Here is a 15,674-nt window from a genome sequence, read left to right as displayed (position 1 = left end):
AGGAGTGAAGTATACCGCGCCGCGTGCGCGCAGCCGCCGGCGGTGCGGGCCGCTGCGTCGCGATTGGGCATCCGGCGCACGATAGGCGACAATGTGCGGGTATGCTGTGGAGGCCACCCGACACGAGGAGGGGACCATGACCAGCGACATCCGCTTCGGCACCGACGGCTGGCGCGCCGTGATCGGTGCCGGTTTCACCTACGACAACCTGCGCAGGGTCGCCGATGCGGCCGGGCGCGTGTATGCCGCCGAGAATCCTGGCGGGCTCGTTCTGGTGGGCTACGACACCCGGTTCGAGGCCGAGAGCTTCGCTCGGGCGGCCGCCGAGGTCCTGGCGTCGCATGGCCTGCGTGTGGGGCTCTCGGACCGCTACCTGCCCACGCCGGCGCTCTGCTGGGCGGTGGCGCACGACGAGGCGGCCATCGGCGGTGTGATGCTCACCGCGAGCCACAATCCCGCTCCGTACCTCGGCTTCAAGCTGCGGATGGCCGACGGGGGAGCGAGCCCCAAGTCCTTCAGCGACCGCGTTGAGGCCGCCCTCGCCGCCGAGCCGCCAGCGGCCCCGGCGGATGCCGACGATCTCGTTGAGACCGTGGACCTGATGGGCCCGTACCTTGATGCGCTCCGCGCCATGGTCGACGCCGAGGTAATCGCCGAGGCCGGGCTCCGCGTGGTGGTGGATCCGCTGTACGGCGCGGGCCAGACCTACCTCGCCGAGACCCTGCGCGGACTCGGTGTGGAGGTGACCGAGCTGCACGGCGAGCGCAACCCCGGCTTCGGCGGTCTGCACCCCGAGCCGATCCCGCCGCACATCGTCGAGGCGCAGGAGTACGTGCGCGAGCACGGGCTCGACGCCGCGTTCATCACCGATGGCGACGCCGACCGCATCGGCGCGGCGGATCGCAACGGGACGTTCGTCAATCCGCATCGCATCATCGCGCTGGTCGCCCGGCACCTCGTGGAGGGTCGCGGCATGAGCGGCCGCATCGTCAAGACGCTCTCCACCAGCGTGCTCGTGGACCGTATCGCCCGTCACCTCGGCAGCGAGGTCACCACCACGCCCGTGGGCTTCAAGTGGATCTATGAGGAGATGCTCAAGGGCGACGTGCTCATCGGCGGGGAGGAGAGCGGCGGCATCGGCATCCCGTCGCACGTGCGGGAGCGTGACGGCCTGCTCATGGCGCTCCTGCTCGTGGAGATGATGGCGCGTCACGAGAAGGGCCTCGGCGCGCTCGTTGACGACCTGCTCGAGACCGTGGGCGCCATGGAGTACGGCCGGTTCGACATGCGCCTGGAGCCCGCAGCGATGTCCCGGTTCGTGGAGGCCATGCCCACGCTCGCGCCTACGACACTGGCCGGCATGGAGGTGCTCGAGGTGATTCGCACCGACGGCGTGAAGTTCCTGTTGCCCGACGACGCCTGGCTGTTGCTGCGCGCTTCGGGGACCGAGCCGCTCGTACGCGTGTACGCCGAGGCCGCCGACTTCAAGCTCGTGGACGAGCTGCTGGCCGCGGGGCGCCTGCTCGCCAACGACGCGTAGCGGAAGACGGAGGATCCGGCGCGCATGCGCATCACGATGCTCAACAAGTACTACCCGCCACATCTGGGTGGGATCGAATACCACATGCGCGATCTCGCGGTTGCGCTCTCCGAGGCCGGTCACGGCGTTCACGTCATCGTCGCCAACGAAGGCCCCGAGGGGGTCTTCGAGACGCTCGACGGCGTGGCGGTCACGCGTCTGCCCCGGCTCTTCGCCTATGCGTCCACGCCGGTGGCCCCCGGCATGAAGCGCGCCATCGCCGAGGAGGCTGCGCGCCCCGATCGTCCCGACGTCTTCCACCTGCACTTCCCGTATCCGTGGGGCGAGGTGTCGTGGCTCGCCGCCCGTGGCGGCCGCGGCGCCCTCTCGGGCTGGCGTCCCCGGAGCGACGTCCCCACCGTGCTCACCTATCACAGCGACATCGTGCGCCAGAAGGTGCTCGGCAGCGCCTATGCGCCGCTATTGCGGCGGGTGCTCGACCGCGTGGATCTGGTGATCGCGTCATCGCCCGACATGGTCGAGCACAGCGAGTACCTCGCGCCCGTCGCGTCCAAGTGCCGCGTGGTGCCCTTCGGCATCCACGTGGAGCGGTTCGCCGCCACCCCCGAGCGCACCACCCGCGCCGCCGAGCTCCGCACGGAGGGCACACCGTCACGCGGTGAACGGCCGGTCGTGCTTTTCGTGGGCCGTCTCATCTACTACAAGGGCGCCGACGTGCTTGTGCGCGCCATGGCCGAGGTCGACGCCGACCTCGTGATGATCGGGAGCGGGCCGCTCCGCGCCGAGCTTGACGAGCTGGTGTCGTCGCTCGGCATCGAGGATCGCGTGCGGTTCACCGACCCGGTGGGTGACGATGAGCTCGCGGCCTGGTACCACGCAGCCGATGTCTTCTGTCTGCCGAGCGTCGCCCGATCCGAGGCGTTCGGGCTTGTGCAGCTCGAGGCGCATGCTGCGGGCACGCCGGTGGTCTCCACGCGTCTCACCACAGGAGTGCCGTTCGTCAACCAGCACGGCGTCACCGGCCTTACCGTCCCGCCCGGCGACGCACGCGCGTTGGCCGAGGCGCTTCACGAGATCGTCTCCGACGATGCGCTCCGCGTTCGCCTCGGAGCACAGGCGGCGGAGCGGGCGGCGCGCGACTTCACCATCGCGCGTATGGTCGCCGACACGCGCGCCGTCTACGATGAGGCCCGGGGTGGTGTCTAGGTGTCCCGCGGCCGGTTCATAGCGCTTTCGGTGGTGCTCGACGCGATCCTGGTGAACGCGGGCATCGTGACGGCCTTCGTGCTCCGCTTCGGCGGGGAGCTCCCCCGGTTCAACTTCGGTGCGTACCTGGGGCTGTGGCCGCTCATCACGCTGCTCTACCTCGCGTCCGCGTACATCTACGGGCTCTACGAGCCCGAGCGGATCGAAGGCGCCTGGGGGATCGTGCGGGGTGCGGTTCAGGCGGTCACGCTCGGCACCGTGCTGGTGGCGGCGGTGGCGTTCTTCGCCGGACCGCGCTTCTTCAGCTTCTCACGTCTGGCCATCGTGATCGCGTGGGCGCTGGATGCCGCGCTCCTGACGCTGTGGCGGCTCGCCGTGCTCCGGACCACGTCTATCCAGTGGCCGGAACAGCGGGTGCTCGTGGTGGGCACCACGCCGCTCGCATGCGACCTCGCGCGTGAGATCGATGAGCGCCGGGGATGGGGCTACCACGTGGTGGGCCTCGTCCGCCGCGACGATATCGAGGCCGAGGACTCGGACTGCGACGTGCCCGTTCTCGGGACCGTGGCCGACGTGCCCGCGCTCGTCGCCGCCGAGCGCGTGACCCGCGTGATAGTGGCAAGTCCCGTAGCTCTGCGAGAGCTGATCGAGGACATGGCGATCGGCAACGAGAGCGACGTTCGCGTTGAGGTCATCCCCGACCTCTATGAGATCCTCATCGGCACGGTGGATAGCACGATCGCCGACATCCCGCTGATGGCGCTCACACACTCCTCGGTGCCGGGCTGGTACCGGCTGGTGAAGCGGCTTGGCGATGTGGCCCTCTCGGCGCTGTTGCTCGTGCTGCTCAGCCCGGTGCTGCTGATCGCCGGGCTGGCGGTCCTGCTCACGATGGGCGGGCCGGTCTTCTTCTCGCAGGAGCGCGTGGGACGGGACATGCATCCGTTCAAGGTCCACAAGTTCCGCACTATGGTGCGCGATGCCGAGGCGGCGTCGGGTCCGGTGCTCGCAACCGAGGACGACCCGCGCATCACGCCGGTAGGCCGTTTCCTCCGCCGGTACCGCATCGACGAGCTGCCCCAGCTCGTGAACATCCTCGTGGGCCAGATGAGCTTCGTGGGGCCGCGTCCCGAGCGCGCTTTCTTCGTGGAGCGGTTCGAGCGCGAGATCCCCGGCTACCGCGAGCGCTTCCGCGTGAAGCCCGGCGTCACCGGGCTCGCGCAGGTGAGCGGCGGCTACGCCACCACACCCGAGCGCAAGCTGAAGTTCGACCTCATCTACCTGTATCATCAGACGCTGCTGATGGACGTGCAGATCATGGCCGAGACGATCCGCGTGGTCCTTACCGGCCGCGGTGCGCGATAGGAGAACGAGTGGCGAAGAAGCGGAAGCGACCGGCAGGCGCGAAGCCGGCCAGGTCCGGCGCGGCTGCGAAGCGGCCGACGCACGTATCCCCCATGAGCACGATGGACGTGTGGGACAGGATCGCGTGGATATTCCTCCATGCGCTCGTGGTCCTGGTGCCGCTCGCGATGTCGAACTTCGGTCCACTGAGCGGCAACGGCCTGCCGATAACCTACGACCAGTTCGACATCCTGAAGGTCTTCGTGCAGCGAGGACTCGTGCTCCTGGCGCTCGGCTCGTGGATCATCGGGCTGGTGCTCCGCGGCGGCAAGGTCCGCACCACGCGCGTGGGATGGCTGGTGCTGGCGTTCGTCGCCTGGCTGGTGCTCACCACCGCGTTCTCCGTGCATGTGCCGACGGCGATCTTCGGCAAGTACCGGCGGTTCGAGGGGCTGATCTCCTTCCTCACGTATGCCTCCGTCTTCTTCCTAGCATTGCAGCTCGGCGACCGGGCATCCCGTATCCGCTCGCTGGCGCGCTCGCTCGGGGTCGCGGGCTTCGTGGTCGCCCTGTACGGCGCCATCCAGGTGATGGGTACCGTGGGTATCGGCGTGGCGCGCGTGCTCCAGCCGGTCAGCGTGCTGTTCACGATCGGGGCGCCTGTCGCCCTCGTGACGCTGGCTCTCACGAAGCTGCACGACGACCCCCAGGCCCGGCAGGCCGCCTTCATCGGCGCCGCGCTGGCCGCCGTGGGGGGCGTGTTCTTCTCGGCCGGTCTGGCGCAGAACCTCGATGCGGCGGTGCAATCGGGCGCCGCGGTGGTGGCACTGGACCCCGTCCGCTGGGGGACCCTGCCTTTCGAGACCCACCGCGCGTTCTCCACCTTCGGCAATCCCGACCTTCTCGGCGGCTACCTCATCTTCCCGTGGGCCGTCGTGATCGGGCTCGCGCTGTCCGAGGATCACCGGCTGTGGCGTGCCATCTACTGGGTGTTCACGCTCTTCAACGCGTTCGTGGGGGTGACATCCTATGTGCGTGGCGCGTGGATCGGCGCCACCGTGTCGCTCATCCTCCTGGTGGTCTCGTATCTGCGGTCACGCTCGGGGACCGAGACGCGTCTTTCCACCATCGACAAGGCGTTCATCGGGGCAGGCGCGGCCACGATCGGAGTGGCCGCGATCGCCAGTTCGCTCAGGCCAGACGCCGTGAGGAACGTCCTTACGCGCGTGGTCTCCATCTTCCAGTTCGACCAAGGGAGCGCGCTCACGCGGTTCCAGATATGGGAGGCGGCCCTTGCGGCCATCGCCGAGCGGCCGCTGCTGGGGTGGGGCGCCGACACGTTCAGACTGCTCTTCCCGATGTTCAAGCCGGCGGAGTACGTGAAGGCTGCCGGTTATCTGTCGGTGGCCGACAACGTGCACAACTACCCGCTCCAGCTGGCCACCGGCATCGGCATCCCCGGCGTCCTGCTGATGTACGGGCTCATCGTATGGGTGCTCGCGCGTTCGGCACGGATGGTGTTCGGGCGGGGTCAGGGCGCCAAGCGGATGCTGCTCGCCGGCTTCTGGGCCGCGATCGCCGGATACGTGGTGCATCTGCTCTTCGGTCTCTCGGTGACGGGGTCGACGATCTTCCTCTGGCTGTCCATGGGACTGCTGCTCAGCCCGGGAGCCACGGAGCACGAGGCCGCTCCCGCGCGTAGGCCGGTCCTTCTGACATCGGCCATCGTGGCCTTGGTGGTGGCGGGAAGCGTCCTGAACGTCCGGTTCATCGTTGCCGACAACGTGTACCTCCGTGGCCGAATGGTCGAGCAGGGGTACGACCGGGTGGAGACGATCCAGCGAGCGATCTCGCTGAACCCGTACAACGACATGTACCGGCTCGAGCTCGGCGTTGCGTGGCAGGACGTCATGCGTGCTACCGCGCGCGTGTACTCCGAGTCCGTGGACGCGGGCACGCCCGACGAACAGGCCAGGGCAGCCGCTCTGACGGCGCTGCAGAATGCGGCGCTGGCGTACGAGGAGATGATGGCGTACGAGCCGGAGGAGTATGACACGTACGTCTTCTATGCGAGCCTCTACAATGAGGCCGGCACATACCTCGATCCGGCGTATTTCACGCACGCGATAGAGGTGGCCCGTGCCGGCATCGAGGTGGAGGAGTACGGTCCGGCGGTGCGGTTCCAGCTGGCATCGGCGGCGCTCTCCCTGGGCGACCACGCGCTCGCCATCGAGCATCTCGAGTTCGCCACGGACCTCGACCCCCGGTTCCTGGCCGCCTACGCACGGCTGGGCGACGCCTACCGGGTTGCGGGTCGCGTGGAAGACGCCCGCACGGCGTACGAGTACGTGCTGGAACGTGAGCCGGGCAACGCGGCCGCGAGCTCGGGCCTCGAGGCGATCGAGGCCTATGAGGCCGCGATGACCAGCGGAACGGAGACGCCGTGAGCGTGAGCGACGACCCGGATCTCGTGCATGCGGACGAGATCGCATCCGGCCCGGACGCCGACCTCGTGCCGGCGTGGCTGGCCCTGCTCGTCCTCGCGCTGCTGCTCGCCGTGGCCGTTCTCGCCGGCTTCGTGATCCGCGGTCTCATCGTCGATGAGCCGCCCGCCAGCGTGGCCGAGATGGCGCTGGAGGACTGGCAACGTGAGGTCGAGGCGGATCCTTCTGACCCCGATGCGCTCATCGGCCTGGGCTACTCGTACCAGCAGGGCGGCGACTACGACCGGGCGCTCGAGATGTACGATCGGGCCCTCGAACTCGATGCGGGCAACCCCGGGGCGCTCTACAACAAGGGCGTGGCGCTCCTTGCGCTCGACCGGGGCGATGAGGCCGAGGTCGTGCTGTGGGACGTGCTCGAGGTGACGCCCGACCACGTGCTCGCAGCCAAGGCGCTCGGCGAGTACTACATCGGCCGGGGGCACTACAAGTCGGCACTCACCGCGCTCGAGCCGGTGATCGAGATGCGGCCCGAGTTCGCCGACCTCCAGTACCTCGCGGGATACTCTTGCGAGCAGCTCGGCCTGACGGACCCCGCGATCGCCTACTACCGGGGCGCGGTCACGTACGTGCCCGACCACGTGGAGGCGCGCGAGGGTCTCGAGAGGCTGGAGGACGACCGATGACGACGCCCGGGATCCGCAGGGGGGCCTTCACGGCGCGGCAGGCGTTCTCCGCGCTCGCCGTGCTGTTGACGCTGGTCCTGGTCGGGCTGGTCGTCTACCTGTACTGGTATCTCGGCAGACCCGAGGCTCTTCCGGGTGTGTCCGGCGACTCGGTAGCCGGTGTGCAGGGCGTCTGGGAGACGTACGGCCCCGGCGAAGGGGAGACGCCGCGGTTCGCCGGGCCGATGGGTGTCGCGGTCGGCGCGGATGATCGCATCTACGTGACCGACTCGGGGAACAACCGGGTCTGCGTCTTCGACGAACAAGGCCGCTTCCGGTTCGAGTTCGGCGGATTCGGGGTCGCGAAGCCCTCGGCGGGTAATCCCGCCACCTATGATCCCGGCGAGCTCAACTATCCGGTGGGGATCGACGTGGATGAGGACGGCAACGTCTACGTTGCGAGCTTCTACAACGACTCGATCGAAGTGTACGCCGCCGACGGAACGCCGCTCCGGCGGTTCCCCGATCCCGACATCATCGTGGGTCGGGGAGGCTCCGGCTTCGGTGGCCGGGGTATCGCGGTCACCGATGTAGCAGTGCGCGACGGCCGCGTCTACGCCACCGACACCTATCAGGTGCTGGTCTTCTCCACCGACGGCGAGCTGCTCGACCAGTGGGGCAAGCCCGGGGCGGGTCCGGGAGACCTCGACCACCCCAACGGCATCGCGGTGAGCGAGGACGGGCGCACGGTGTACGTGTCGGACACCAATCACGCGCGCGTCACCGCGTTCAGCGTGGACGGAACGGTGCTGTGGCAGGTGGGTTCGCCGCCTGAAGGCATGAGTGCCGAAAGCGATGCCGAGCTGCAGCTGCCCCGTGGCATCGAGGTGATGGCGGACGGATCGCTCCTGGTGGTGGACGCGTTCGGGTTCGATCTCGTACGCATATCCGCCGAGGGAGAGGTGCTGGTCAGATACGGGGAGCGCGGTGTGGAGTCCGGCCAGTGGAACTTCGCGAACGACGCCGCTGCTTTCAGGGGATTCTTGGTCGTTGCCGATAAGGGTAATGAGCGGATCCAACTCGTACGTCTGATCGACTGACCGGTGCTGTCTCCGACCTGTTCGTTTGCTATCATCGATGTGATCTTTCGCACACGCCGTTGACTGGGGGAGGCGGTCGTACCGGGATGTGGCCATGAGGCGCATACTCTCCGTAAGCATGATCGCCGCCGCGATGCTGTGCATCGCGGCGCCTGCGCATGCGTATTACACGGAGGATCCCTCGGGTGCGGCCACGTCGGAGACGCCATGCGAGACCTGTCACGGGACGTCGGCCGCTCTCGCGGAGTCGGAGCCGTACGGTCCTCATGCGGACTACACCACCACCAGCAACAAATGCTCAGCCTGCCACTCGGTCCATAAGGCGCCTGCCGGGGGCATCGTGCTCCTCCCCGCCGCCACCGTCCTGGCGACCTGCGAGACGTGTCACGACGGGACCGGCGGCGTTGGCGTGTACGGCGTGATCGAGGCGCGCACCGGCGTAGCGCCGGCTGCTGAGCACACGATGCTCGACACGGCCGTGGATCCCATCACGTCGATCCCTGGTGGCGATGGGACCAGCGGCGGCTCTCGAACCGCCGCATTCTCCGGCACCGCCGGAGGCCTCACATGCACCGACTGTCATAGCCCGCACGGCGCGAGCACGGTCGCTGCGTTCACCGGGGATCGCGCGCGTTCGGGAACGAGCGTGCCCAGCGCCACAGGCAACGAGATCGTCTCCAACCGTCTGCTCCGGCAAGAGCCTACCGGCGGCCTGGCCGCCATCGACGTCTACGGCTCCGACTGGTGCGGATCGTGCCATGCCGGCCGGCTGTCGAAGACCACGCTCCACAACCATCCGGTCGACTCGGAGATCACGCAGCCTGACCCCGCCAGTCCTTACACGTACGAGAACATCGTGTACCCCGACAACACGATGGGTACTCTCGGCTACAACAACAACGGCTACGTGATGCCGCATCCACGCACCAGCAACCAGAACGGACACGATCCGATCTGCCAGCAGTGTCACGAGGACGCACGGAGCGTGGGTGACATCACAGCCCAGACGATCGATGCGTCCGAGGTGTTCGCGATCACCGGTGTCGATGGGGCCGTCGAGGGAGACAACCCTCGCTATCAGGTGTTCCCTCACGAGTCGGACAATCCGTACTTCCTCGTGGAAACCGATGACGACCTATGCCTGAACTGTCACACTCAGCCGCGAGGGTAGCGTGCTCGCGACACGAATGATGCACGGACACGATGCACGACCAGATCGCCGGGGGAGGCGTGTTGAGCGAACAGGACGCTGAGGCGGTACAGAACGCCGCGGATGGAGCGGTGACAGAGGGTGGGCGCGACCGCCGTGGACGGGGCGTGTTCGCCGCCGTCGTGCTGCTCCTGCTCCTCTTGTGCGCCGTCACCACGATCGCGCAGACGTATGTCCTGCAGGGAGACGACCAGGTGGTGCGTGGAGTCATCGAGAACCTCGAGTGTCTCCAGTGTCACGCCGAGCTCATCCCGGAGTTCGATCGCGATGTGGTCCACAACCCGTTCATGGCCGAGCAGTGCACCACGTGTCACACGCCGCACGGGCTGATAGAGGCCGAGACGGTGATAGAGGGTGTCTCCCAGTTCTGGAACCGCACCCGCACGCTCGTCCAATGGCTGCCCCTCAAGATCGCGCTTGACGTGTTCGACGCCGAGGATGACGCAGGCGGGTCCGAGGGTGGCGACATCAAGGGCGTCACCGAGACGCCGGTGAAGGGTGAGCGGTCCGAGCTCGTCCTGCCGGGCAACGAGCTGTGCTGGATCTGCCACGGCGACATGGGATCGATGCGCAACACCGCCTATTCGCATGCGCCGTTCACCAACGGTCACTGTGTCGACTGCCACGATCCGCACGCGTCAGACTTCGCGAGCATGCTCACGGCCGATGTCGAGTCGCTGTGCATCACCTGTCATCCTCTCGGTCCGCAACTCTCACGTATGCAGGTGCACGCGCCCGTGCAGGGTTTCCACTGCACCGACTGTCACAACCCCCACGGCTCGGCCTACAAGGGGATCCTTGTGGATGCACAGCGCGACCTGTGCTTCACCTGTCATCCGTCGGTGGCCCGGCTCTCGGGCATGGCGGTGCAGCACGGGCCCTACCTCAACGACGCTTGCACCGACTGTCATGAACCGCACGGCTCCGACCACATGCCGCTCCTGCGCGCCGAGGAGCCACGTCTGTGCTACATGTGCCACCCCGGGATCGAGACCGACTTCCTCAAGGCGAGCCACCACCCGGTGGGGACGATCTCACTGCAGTGCACGGGGTGTCATGATGCGCACGCCACCAACTACAGCGCGCTGCTCTACGACGATGACAACGGCATCTGTTACGACTGCCACGCCACGCCGATCCAGGCGAGCTACGACCGTTCGATGCATGTGGACACGCCATGTTGGGGCTGCCATACGCCGCACGGCTCGGACTGGGGTCCGCTGCTGAAGGCCGCACAGCCGGAGGTGTGCTTCCCGTGTCACGAACGTGCGGACTATGACGATCATGCGGGCGGCTACAAGAACCATCCGGTGCGGCCGGTCTACTACGACGTGAACGCGAAGACCGATCTCACCTGCACCACCACGTGCCATGGCCCTCACGGCACCGATCACAACCACATGCTCCGCTACTACGACTCCCCGCTCGACGGGAACTGCCTCATCTGCCATGCGGTGACCCCCGGGGATATCGTGGGTGTCGACTTCTGATGGCGCCTCAGGGGGTTCCACGGGCGGTGCGTCCACGCACGGTCGTCTTCGCCATGCTCGCAGTGATAGTGCTCGTCGCCGTGGCGGTGACGGTCTCGATCCTGCTGCAGGAGAGCAGGCCGGGGCAGGTGGAGCTCGCGGAGTTCTCACGCGATACCATGGCCACGGTGATGCTTGCGGGCATGTTCCCCGGAGCGGAGCAGCCGCCGCTCGCCAACCCCATCGGGATAGCCTGGGACGGCGAGTTCCTCTACGTGGCCGAGTCGGATGCGGGGGTCGTGCGCATATTCGATGCCGAGGGGGGTGACGCGGGCGTTATCGTCATCCCTTCGGCCAGCAGCGTCGCTTCCGCGTATCCGTCGGTGGTCGCCGTGGCGGACGGCCGGATCGTCGTGGTAGACAACGCCGCGGACCGTGCGGTGGTGGTGGATGCCGAGCCCGCCACACCCGCGACGATCACGCTTACTCTCGGCTCAAGCGGTCAGGCGCCTGGCCAGCCCACCGCAGTCACGTATGCCGAGGGCGAGTTCTTCGTGGCCGACGCTGCCGACGGTACGGTCAAGGTGTACGACACCGGGGGCGCCTACACCCGCGTACTGGGAGCCGACGCTAAGGCCCCGATGGGATTCTCCGCGGGGCTCGCCGTGACGGCCGAGGGGCTCGTGGTGACCGACCCCGGTGCCGGTCGATTGATCGTTCTCGATCCCGACTCGGGGGAACGGGTGGTTCTGCACGAGGGTCTTCACATGACCCCCCGTTCGATCGCGGCGCTTGGAGACGGCCGGATGGCGGTCCTCGATGCCCTCGCTCTCAGGGTGGCCATCGTGGATGCCGATGGAATGATCGTGGACTCCATCGACGAGGTGTCGGTCCCGTCGGGGGGCCTCGTGTCGCCACGAGGTATGGCGTGGGTGCCTGAGGACTCCCGTCTCTACATCACGGACGCCGGCACGGGGCGTGTGATGGTCTACGGGATCAGGGAAGCGCGGTGAAGCGGCTCCCCATGAGTGGTCGTGACGTCTGGCAGAGCCGTGTGGGCTCTGTCACAATGTCAGTGAAGGCAGGCATCGAGCTTGTCCCGTTCGCTGCGCGCTTCGGGGGCGGCGCGCCACATGCGCGTGCAGTGCGGCACAGGAGCTGGGGATTGCAGCATATCGACCGTTGCATAGAGGTTCCATCGGCACAGCTGGGGGATAGCGCGTGTACTGCGGGGGCAGACTCCCGGACGCGCTCTCGCCGGGTTCTGCGTGCCGTCATCGTCGCGGCGGTGTGGGCCCTGGCGCTCGTTGCGATCGATTCCCCACCGGCCCTCGCGGCAACGCCGCATACCACGTACTCGAGCGAGACCGACGCGTGCACCCAGTGTCACGTGCCTCACCAGGCGGCCGGCGACAACATCCTCAGGGACCTTGGCGGAGGAACGGGCGAGTTCGACGGGGTCACGTTCTGCTACGGTTGCCACGACGGCACCGCAGCGGTCAACGTGAAGACGGGATCCAGCAACGCTTCGTTCGCGGGCACGAGCGGTCATGCGCTCGAGGCGGCGGCATGCACCGGCGGCAGCGCCGATCTCACCGACACCTGTGCGAGTTGCCATTATCCGCATGAAGACTCCACTGAGTGGTTCCGCATCCCGCAGCGGTCGATAGACGTGACGCTGCCGGACGGGGTCACGGTGGAGACCCGCACCGTGACGGGTGCGGACAACACATGGTGCTACGCGTGCCATGACGACGATCAGAGCTGGTATCGCTCGCGCGGCACGGGAGTCTATCCGAGTCTTGCGGCTCCTACACGCAACGCCACCGGCTATCCCACCCTCGGCACGTTCCCTGGCGCCACCACCTACGCGGACCCGGTGGCGAATCCGCACACGGCGATCCCGTCGGGCTCCATGGACGATTGGGTGTTCGCCAGTCGTGAGGCGACACGCGTGGCCGGCGACTGCCTCTGGTGCCACTCAGGACATCGTGGCGTGAGCGAGTACGACGGCCTGATCGATACGTTCGGCGGCTCGAGCGGCACCGCGGCGGATACCGTGGACGGCGACTACGCGGCGGTGTGCTTCCGCTGCCACTCGGCCACACCGGCAAGCGGGATGACCTTCGACACGCCGTCCGCTGCGGCCGATATCGCCAGCTCGGCTCTCACCACGGTCCACAACGCCAACGACACCAACGGCCACCGCATCATGACGGCGGGCGGTGACCTGCCCGTGGGCTCGCCGCTCCCATGCTACGAGTGCCACAATCCGCACGGCTCCACGCGGGGCAACGCCACGCTGTTCTCGGACGTGCTCGGTTCGTCGCTCGAAACGGGCACCGACGCGGGTGTGCGGCGTTTCTGCTTCACCTGTCACACCACCGCCGACGTGGATGCCGGCACGGGGAGGCCGTACGGCTGGGACAGCGAAGCGAACTCCGGCGCCGGCGGTTACGTGCCCGTGAGCGCATCCGCCGAGGTGGCAGGGCTCTTGCGGGCCGCACCTAAGGCCGAGGGCGATCCGGACAGGAACCAGCTGCGGTTGTGGGACATCCGCTCCGGCCACGACAGCGACGACACCGAGAACTGTCTCACTGTTTGCCACGGCGACGTCCATGCTCCCATGGGCTCTCCCGCGGGTCAGACCAGTTGCTTCGAGAGCGCGTGTCACAGCGCGCTGCACGACATGGTGGACTCCACCCTGTCGTATCATCACGTGCTCAACGCGGCGGACCCCGATCAGGCGCCCGGCGAGGATGGCCTGTATCCGGTCTTCGGCGAGACCACGCAGGATCTCTCGTGCATCAGCTGCCACGTGGACCACACCGAATGGGAGGGCCTCGGCAACTCGTACAACCTGCGCAGCAGCGGCCTTGATGCCAACCCCACAGCATCGAACACGGACGAGGGCCTCTGCCTGAGCTGCCACTCGTACACGCTGCCGTTCAGGATCCTCCGCTCGGTGGACGGCATCACCCCCACGCCGCCGGGCCAGGCGGACAACGCGCTCCCGGCGACCGCGGTGATGCGCGTTGAAGACGACTACTGGGCGGACTCCCCGCACAACTACTCGGCGACCGCCTACTTCGCCGACGGGTCGGAGTTCCACGGCAACTGCACCAAGTGCCACGGGACGCTCGAGCCCGGGCAGTACACGGAGACGACACCGTTCTCGTTCACGGTGCATTACTCACCCGAGCAGCGGCTCCTCAACGCCCTCGGTCAGATCCGCGACGCCTCTGAAGCGGCGATCAACGAAGAGGACATGTGCTTCCGGTGTCACAGCAACTCAACGGACAAGATCGGCGCGAGCAACTACGACTACTACGGCTCGCAGGCGATGGGTGCGGCGAACCGCGCCATAGCCGACCAGATGGATCCCGCGAACAGCCCGTTCGGGCACAAGCCCGCCGACTACTACATGAAGCACCTGATCTCGTCGGTGGATGAGACCCAGGACTACATCAGCGCAAACAAACACGTGGAGTGCGCCGACTGCCACAATCACCATATCGTGGGCAAGGCGCGTCACGTGTACGGCACCACCAACCTCGTGTCCGACGCCCTCAAGGGCGTGCGCGGTGTCGGGTTCGGTGTTGACGCGGCTGCGGTCTCAACGACGCTGGGTACGCTGCTCACGCAGAACTACCCCGCTACGATCGACTACGCACACGACGGTGGAGCGGGAGTGGAGCTCGTATACAGGCAGATGGCCGCGTACGAGTACGAGGTCTGCTTCAAGTGCCACTCGAGCGCCAACACCGACCTCGCCGGCTGGGGCGGGGACATGGTGTGGGACTCCTGGACGGGGTCGTCGTGGACCGTGGGCACGAATGCGGCCGTCGACAACTGGACCAACGTCGCCCAAGACTTCAACGTGGGCAACAACTCGCGGCACCCGGTCTTCGCAACACTCGACGGCTACTACTACGAGTCCGAGGCCGATTATGAGTACGACCTCGCCAACGGCTTCTCCACGGATTCGAAGGTGAGGATTCCCGGCTACCTCGACAAGCTGTCCGATCCGGCAACGTACCAGACATCGACGCTCATCGCCGACCAGGTCGCGTATGGCTGGGATCCCGGCGACACGATGATGTGCTCCGATTGCCACGGCGATTCCACCGCTCCGTACGCGATGGTGGAGAGCCCTGCGGGCTCGGGCAACTGGGTCACCAACCCCGCGGCCGTCACGGTCCCGCAGGGTCCGCATGGCGCGACCGTGCGGTTCTCGCTCCGTGGACCGCATACCAGCTGGCCCGAATGGGGTCCCGGCACCGGCGCCCTTGAGGGCACGCTGATCACGATCAGCTCGATGCAGAACTTCTCGGGCACCTCGGGTGGTGTCTTCTGCACGAACTGCCATCCGGCCGACAAGGTGCGCGACAACATCGTCCATCGCAAGGGCGCCCACTCCAACTACCCGTGCATCCGGTGCCACATCCTGGTGCCGCACGGCGGTAAGGTGTCCCGTTTGATCGGTGACGCCCAGACGATGCCAAGCAGGCTTGCGTATCAGGGGAACCTCTCGAACATGTGGGTGAGCGGGTTCAACAAGCGCCAGAACCCGAGCGACTACGTGCTCTCGGACTGCCTCGTCTCTTCGAGTTCGAGCGGGTGTTCCGGTGGGGCGAACAAGCACACGATGAGCAACACCGCGACCGGGATGGAGAACTGGTAGCCGGCTGTTCCGCAT

Annotated in this window: 10 protein-coding genes; all 10 read left to right on the top strand. The window is 67.2% G+C overall.

Annotated features, from left to right (window positions below):
* The first annotated feature begins 136 nt into the window (after positions 1-136).
* The 10 genes from MSB02_RS04055 to MSB02_RS04010 all read left to right on the top strand — a co-directional run bounded on the left by MSB02_RS04055 (position 137) and on the right by MSB02_RS04010 (position 15,659).
* Positions 137-1,540 (top strand): phosphoglucomutase/phosphomannomutase family protein, encoded by a 1,404-nt coding sequence (locus MSB02_RS04055; protein ID WP_267193921.1) that lies wholly within the window; start codon positions 137-139, stop codon positions 1,538-1,540.
* A gap of 24 nt (positions 1,541-1,564) precedes the next feature.
* Positions 1,565-2,746 (top strand): glycosyltransferase, encoded by a 1,182-nt coding sequence (locus MSB02_RS04050; protein ID WP_267193920.1) that lies wholly within the window; start codon positions 1,565-1,567, stop codon positions 2,744-2,746.
* Positions 2,747-4,111, top strand: a complete 1,365-nt coding sequence (locus MSB02_RS04045) for a sugar transferase (RefSeq protein ID WP_267193919.1) — start codon at positions 2,747-2,749, stop codon at positions 4,109-4,111.
* Positions 4,112-4,119: 8 nt separating this feature from the next.
* Positions 4,120-6,537 carry an O-antigen ligase family protein gene (locus MSB02_RS04040; protein WP_267193918.1) on the top strand — a complete coding sequence of 806 codons (2,418 nt, stop codon included), beginning with the start codon at positions 4,120-4,122 and terminating at the stop codon, positions 6,535-6,537.
* On the top strand, positions 6,534-7,217 hold the full coding sequence (locus tag MSB02_RS04035; RefSeq protein ID WP_267193917.1) for a tetratricopeptide repeat protein: 684 nt from the start codon (positions 6,534-6,536) through the stop codon (positions 7,215-7,217). The genes MSB02_RS04040 and MSB02_RS04035 overlap by 4 nt, the downstream gene beginning before the upstream one ends.
* Positions 7,214-8,296: an SMP-30/gluconolactonase/LRE family protein gene (locus MSB02_RS04030; protein ID WP_267193916.1), complete on the top strand. Its 1,083-nt coding sequence runs from the start codon at positions 7,214-7,216 to the stop codon at positions 8,294-8,296. Before MSB02_RS04035 ends, MSB02_RS04030 begins: the two co-directional genes overlap by 4 nt.
* A gap of 94 nt (positions 8,297-8,390) precedes the next feature.
* Complete coding sequence (locus MSB02_RS04025) at positions 8,391-9,467, top strand: cytochrome c3 family protein (RefSeq protein ID WP_267193915.1); 1,077 nt, start codon at positions 8,391-8,393, stop codon at positions 9,465-9,467.
* Between the two features lie 62 nt (positions 9,468-9,529).
* On the top strand, positions 9,530-10,996 hold the full coding sequence (locus MSB02_RS04020; RefSeq protein WP_267193914.1) for a cytochrome c3 family protein: 1,467 nt from the start codon (positions 9,530-9,532) through the stop codon (positions 10,994-10,996).
* Positions 10,997-11,022: 26 nt separating this feature from the next.
* Positions 11,023-11,988 (top strand): NHL repeat-containing protein, encoded by a 966-nt coding sequence (locus MSB02_RS04015; protein WP_267193913.1) that lies wholly within the window; start codon positions 11,023-11,025, stop codon positions 11,986-11,988.
* Positions 11,989-12,140: 152 nt separating this feature from the next.
* A complete protein-coding gene (locus tag MSB02_RS04010; RefSeq protein ID WP_267193912.1) occupies positions 12,141-15,659 on the top strand; it encodes a cytochrome c3 family protein in 3,519 nt (1,172 codons plus the stop codon).
* The last annotated feature ends 15 nt before the right edge of the window (positions 15,660-15,674 follow it).

It is taken from the genome of Anaerosoma tenue (assembly GCF_023161965.1).
Taxonomy (GTDB): domain Bacteria; phylum Actinomycetota; class Coriobacteriia; order Anaerosomatales; family Anaerosomataceae; genus Anaerosoma; species Anaerosoma tenue.
This window is presented reverse-complemented; position numbering and strand designations above follow the sequence as displayed.